This is a genomic window from uncultured Gemmiger sp. (assembly GCA_944388105.1).
Lineage (GTDB): Bacteria > Bacillota > Clostridia > Oscillospirales > Ruminococcaceae > Gemmiger.
In genome coordinates this window covers 1-5392 of record CALXHN010000124.1, presented here as the reverse complement: position 1 = coordinate 5392, position 5392 = coordinate 1, and the positions used below count along the sequence as shown (strand labels likewise).

The 5392-nt window shown below is 65.2% G+C and carries 2 protein-coding genes; both read left to right on the top strand.

All coding sequences use genetic code 11. The annotated features are described in order from the left end of the window. The first annotated feature begins 205 nt into the window (after positions 1–205). Positions 206–2785: a DNA gyrase subunit A gene (gene gyrA / locus Q0K17_RS10315; protein WP_294542804.1), complete on the top strand. Its 2580-nt coding sequence runs from the start codon at positions 206–208 to the stop codon at positions 2783–2785. 33 nt (positions 2786–2818) lie between these two features. After that, positions 2819–5146 carry a hypothetical protein gene (locus Q0K17_RS10310; RefSeq protein WP_294542802.1) on the top strand — a complete coding sequence of 776 codons (2328 nt, stop codon included), beginning with the start codon at positions 2819–2821 and terminating at the stop codon, positions 5144–5146. Positions 5147–5392 lie beyond the last annotated feature (246 nt).

The following is a 5392-nucleotide window of genomic DNA, read 5'->3' as shown; positions in this document are numbered from 1 at the left end:
CAGGCCGGTGAATAGGCCGTCGTAAGGTGGCCGCATTCCCCGGGTCCAGGGCCGCAGCCCTGGTCGGCGTCCACCGCCTCGAAACGGTGGCGGTTTTTCCGTCGCTTTTTGGCGGCAAAAAGCGACAACACTCCCTCAAGAAGCTGTTTTCCTGTCGGCCATCCGGCCAAACAATCCAGATTCCTTCCCAGAAAGGTGAGTACCAATGGAAGAAAATGTCATTATGACGCCGGGTTCCGGCACCAAGGTCATCGTGCGCGATGTGAAAGAGGAGATCGAAAGCGCTTTCCTGGACTACTCCATGTCGGTCATCGTCTCCCGCGCTCTGCCCGATGTGCGCGACGGCCTGAAACCGGTCCACCGCCGTATCCTGTATACCATGCACGAGCGCGGCAACGACCCCTCCCACCCCTACCGCAAATCCGCCGATACCGTCGGTGCCGTGCTGGGCTCCTACCACCCCCACGGTGACGCCAGCGTCTACGACGCCATGGTCCGTCTGGCCCAGGACTTCAGCCTGCGCTACCCGTTGGTGGACGGCCAGGGCAACTTTGGCTCCATCGACGGCGACCCTCCGGCTGCCTACCGTTACACCGAAGCCCGCATGTCCAAGATGGCCTGTGAGATGCTCACCGACATCGAGAAGGACACCATCGACTGGGACCCCAACTTCGATGAAACCAAAAAGGAACCCCACGTGCTGCCCAGCCGCTTCCCCAACCTGCTGGTGAACGGCAGCCAGGGCATCGCCGTGGGCATGGCCACCAACATCCCGCCCCACAACCTGCGGGAAGTGGTGGGCGGCCTGTGCGCCATGATCGATAACCCGGACATCGACCTGCCCGGCCTGATGGAATACATCAAGGGCCCCGACTTCCCCACCGGCGGCATCATCATGGGCCGGTCGGGCATCCGGGCCGCCTACGCCACCGGCCGCGGCAAGATCACCCTGCGGGGCCGCGCCGAGATCGTGGAAAAACCCAACGGCCGGTTCGAGATCCTCATCACCGAGATCCCCTACATGGTCAACAAGACCCGCCTCATCGAGTCCATCGCCGACCTGGTCAAGGACAAGCGGGTGGACGGCATCTCCGACCTGAACGACGAAAGCTCCAGCCGTACCGGCATGAAGATCGTCATTGAGATCAAGCGGGACGCCAACCCCCAGGTGGTCTTAAACCAGCTCTACCGCTATACCCAGCTCCAGGACACCGTGGGCGTCATCATGCTGGCCCTGGACGACGGCGTGCCCAAGATCATGAGCCTGAAGACCATGATGGAGCGGTATCTGGAATTCCAGGGCCAGGTCATCCGCCGCCGCACCGCCTTTGAGCTGAAGAAGGCCCAGGACCGGGAACACATCCTGGAAGGCCTGCGCAAGGCCGTGGACATCGTGGACGAGATCATCGCCACCATCCGCGCCTGCAAGGGCGGCTTCTCCGAGGCCAAGGCCGCCATCATGGACAAGTTCGGCTTTGACGACCCCCAGGCGGACGCCATCGTCAAACTGCAGCTGGGCCGTCTGGCCGGTCTGGAGATCCTCAAGATCGACGAGGAACTGGGCCAGCTGCGCACCGCCATCGAAAACTACAAGGACATCCTGGCCAACGACCACCACGCCATGCTCATCGTCAAGAACGACCTGCAGGCCCTGGCGGACAAGTACGGCGACGAGCGCCGCACCTCCATCGAGGCCGTCTCCGGCGAGGTGGACATCGAGGACCTGATCCCCAAGGAACAGTGCGTCTTTACCCTGACCCATTCCGGGTACATCAAGCGCACCGCCGCCGACACCTACACCGCCCAGAACCGGGGCGGCCGGGGCGTGCAGGGCATGAACCAGAAGGACGACGACTTCACCGAAGAACTGTTCGTGGGTTCCTCCCATGACCACATGCTCTTCATGACCGACCGGGGCCGGGTCTACCGTCTCAAAGGCTACCAGGTGCCGGAAGGCGCCCGCACCGCCAAGGGCTCCCACATCGCCAACCTGCTGCAGCTGCAGGAGGGCGAAAAGGTCACCATCATGATGCGCCAGCCCGCCGACATCGACGAGGAAAACAACTATATCACCATGGTGACCCGCCAGGGCCTGATCAAGCGCACGCCGCTGTCCCAGTTCCGCAACATCCGCAAGGCGGGCCTGAATGCCATTGCCCTGAACGAGGACGACAGCCTGGTGTGGTGCCACATCACCGGCGGCAGCGATGACCTCATCGTGGCCACCCACAACGGCGCCGCCATCCACTTCAGCGAATCCGGCGCCCGCAGCATGGGCCGCACCGGCCACGGCGTGCGGGTCATCCGCCTGCGGGAAGGCGACTATGTGGTGGGCGTGGGCGTCTGCCGTCCCGGCGCCACCCTGCTCACCGTCACCGAGGACGGCAAGGGCCGCCGCAGCCGCGTGGACGACTACCGCATCACCAAGCGGGGCGGTCTGGGCATCCGCAACTACGCCAAGGGCGGGGTGGCCGCCGTCAAGATCGTGGACGATTCCGACGACCTGATCCTCATCAGCCAGAACGGCATCCTCATCCGGATGCACGCCGACGACATCAACGTCCAGAGCCGCTACGGCAGCGGCGTCCGGGTCATGCGCCTGGGCGAGGAGGACAAGGTGGCCATGGTGGCCCGCGTGGAGCGGGACAACGGCGCCGAGACCCAGAAGCCGGAGGAGGAGGGCGAAGCTGAACCTTCCGCCGAGGAACTGGCCCGCATCGAGGCGGAAGAGCGCGCCGACGAAGCCGCCGACTCCGCTGCCCCCGACACCGAGGACAACGAGTGAGCCCCCGTAAACTGATGTAAAGGGGAATCCCCCATGCAGATTGTATTGAAAACCCCCAAAGGCCCGGTGGCCCTGCCCCGGTGGATGCCCCTGCTTTTGCTGGCGGAGCTGGTGCTGGTTGTGCTGGTGCTGGTGCGGGGGATGGGCACTTTCCGGTCCTGCCTGTTCCTGCCCGCGGACATGACCAACCAGTATGCCGAAAGCCTGGTGCTGGACTACGGCCAATCGGGGGAAGCCACCCCCGACCAGGAACGCTCCACCCTTCCGGACACCCTGACCCCCGACGGCGGGGAGGAGGAGAAAGAGCTGCCTTCCCTGCTGGTCAGCCAGAGCTTTCCCCTGCCGGCGGGGCGGTACAAGGTCACCGTGCGGTATGCGGCCGGACAGGACGCCCAGCTGCAGCTGCTGCCGGAATCGGCGGATATCATCAACATGAATGTGGACCTGCCCGCCACCGGCCAGGAAGAGGGTCTTGCCACCGGCATCGTCTGGCTGGAACAGGGGGACAAGGGCCTGCGGCTGGTGTTCGGTGCCGACCACCTGGACTGGGAACTGAAAAGCGTGGAGGTGGAACGCCAGGGCTGGTATGACATCACCTGCGCCCTGGGCTGGCTGCTGGTCTTTGTGCTGGCCGACCTCTTCCTGCTGGCAGTCCTGCCGGGAACCGGGTTGTTTCCCCGCCCCGGCAGCCGGGTGGTTCTGGTGACCCTGGCCGGTCTGGTGCTGCTGTGCAGCCTGCCGGTGCTCACCGATGCGGTCTCCTACGGCTTTGACCTGAGCTTTCATATGTCCCGGCTGGCCGGCGTGGCCGACGGGCTGGCCCAGGGCCAGTTCCCGGTGCGCATCTACCCCAATTTTCTGAACGGCTACGGCTACGCCAGCCCCCTGTTCTACGGGGATCTGCTCCTCTACTTCCCGGCCCTGCTCATGCTGGCGGGCATGCCCCTCTTCCGGGCCTATAACCTGCTGCTGGTGGGGGTGAACATCCTCACCGCCCTGCTGAGCTGGTGGAGTTTTTCCCGCATCTTCAAGGGGCGGGCGGCGGCCCTCACCGCTACCGCCCTGTACATGACCGCCTATTACCGGCTGTTCAACATGTACTACCGTCCGGCCCTGGGCGAGACCTGCGCCCAGACCTTCCTGCCCCTGATTTTGTACGGTTTCTGGGCCCTGTATGCCGACGACGCCGGCGAGACCCGGCGCCGCCGCGCCTTTTTGCCTCTGGCCTTCGGGTTCAGCGGCATCATCCTGACCCACACCATCACCACCGAGCTGGCCGCCATCGCGGCGGTGTTCACCGTGCTGCTGTGTGCCAGACGGGCTTTCCGGCCCCAGCGGCTGCTGCCCCTGCTGAAAGGTGCGGGTCTGACGGTGCTCCTGTGTGCCTGGTTCGTGGTGCCCATGCTTCAGGAACTGGGCGGGGACTACCGCTTCCGGGCGGATTCCAACGCCATCGACCCGGCAAGCTACGCCATCTCCATTGCCAACCTGCTGCAGCCCTGGAATTCCAAGGTGGATTACATCCGCCTGGGGGCGCCCCTGCTGCTGGCGGCGGCGGGGCTGCTGGTGCTGCTGGTCTGGAAGAAGGATCTGCCGTCCCGGGGCCGCCAGGTAGGGATCGCCGGACTGGTGCTGGGTACCACGGCCACCCTGCTGGTGGGCTACAAGGGTTGGACCACCCTTGCCGGCTGGATGGGCGAAAGCATCGGCCGGATGTTCCTCAACTTCCAGTTCCCCTTCCGGTTCCTGGTGTTTGCGGTGCTGGGGCTGGCCGCCGCGGGCGGCGCCCTGGTGTTCCTGCTGGGCCGCACGGCCGGGGTACGCCCGGGCCGGTTCTGCGCCGCGGGGCTCATTGCCCTGGCGGTGATCTTTGCGGGGCTGGACCTGACCCCCTATGTGGACGCCCAGTTCGGCCGCAGCCGCCACGGCACCACCGATGGCCTTTCGGACACCACCACCAGCAGCGCCATGGAGTACCTGCCCTCGGCCTTTGCCCTGGAACAGGCGGAAAACCCCGACCTCTCCCCCAGCGACAACCTGAGCTGTACGGTGGTGGAAAAGGGCAGCCTGCGGTATACCCTGCGGCTGGTCAATGAGAGCGCCGACCAAAACGCCAACCTGGAACTGCCCCTGGTGTATTATCCCGGCTACCGGGTGCTGGCCAACGACGGCGGCGCCGCCACCGTCACCGAAGGCGAGACCGGCCAGGTGGCCGTGGTGCTGGCTCCCGGCTACGACGGTACCCTGACCGTAGGCTTTGCCGAACCCTTGTCCTGGCGGGCGGCGGAGGTCGTCAGTGCTCTGACTGTTGTCGGCCTGATCGTCTGGCTGGTCCGGGACCGGAAACGGAAAAAAGCATAATCCTTTCTCTTCACCCGGGAGGTTTTCCCGGGTGATTTTTGTTTCTTGGCAGACGGGAGTCTGCCGGGTTCCGGCAAGCGGGTGCTTGCGAAGGGTGACGGCTGCCTGCCGTTTAGTCCTTCCTTTTCGTGCCCGAAAAGGAAGCGAAAAGGGCCCGCCGTTCCGATGCGTCGGCCGCCGGCTGGGGCTGCGGCCCCAGACCCCGAGATGCGGCCACCTGACGACGGCCTATTCACCGGCCTGGGG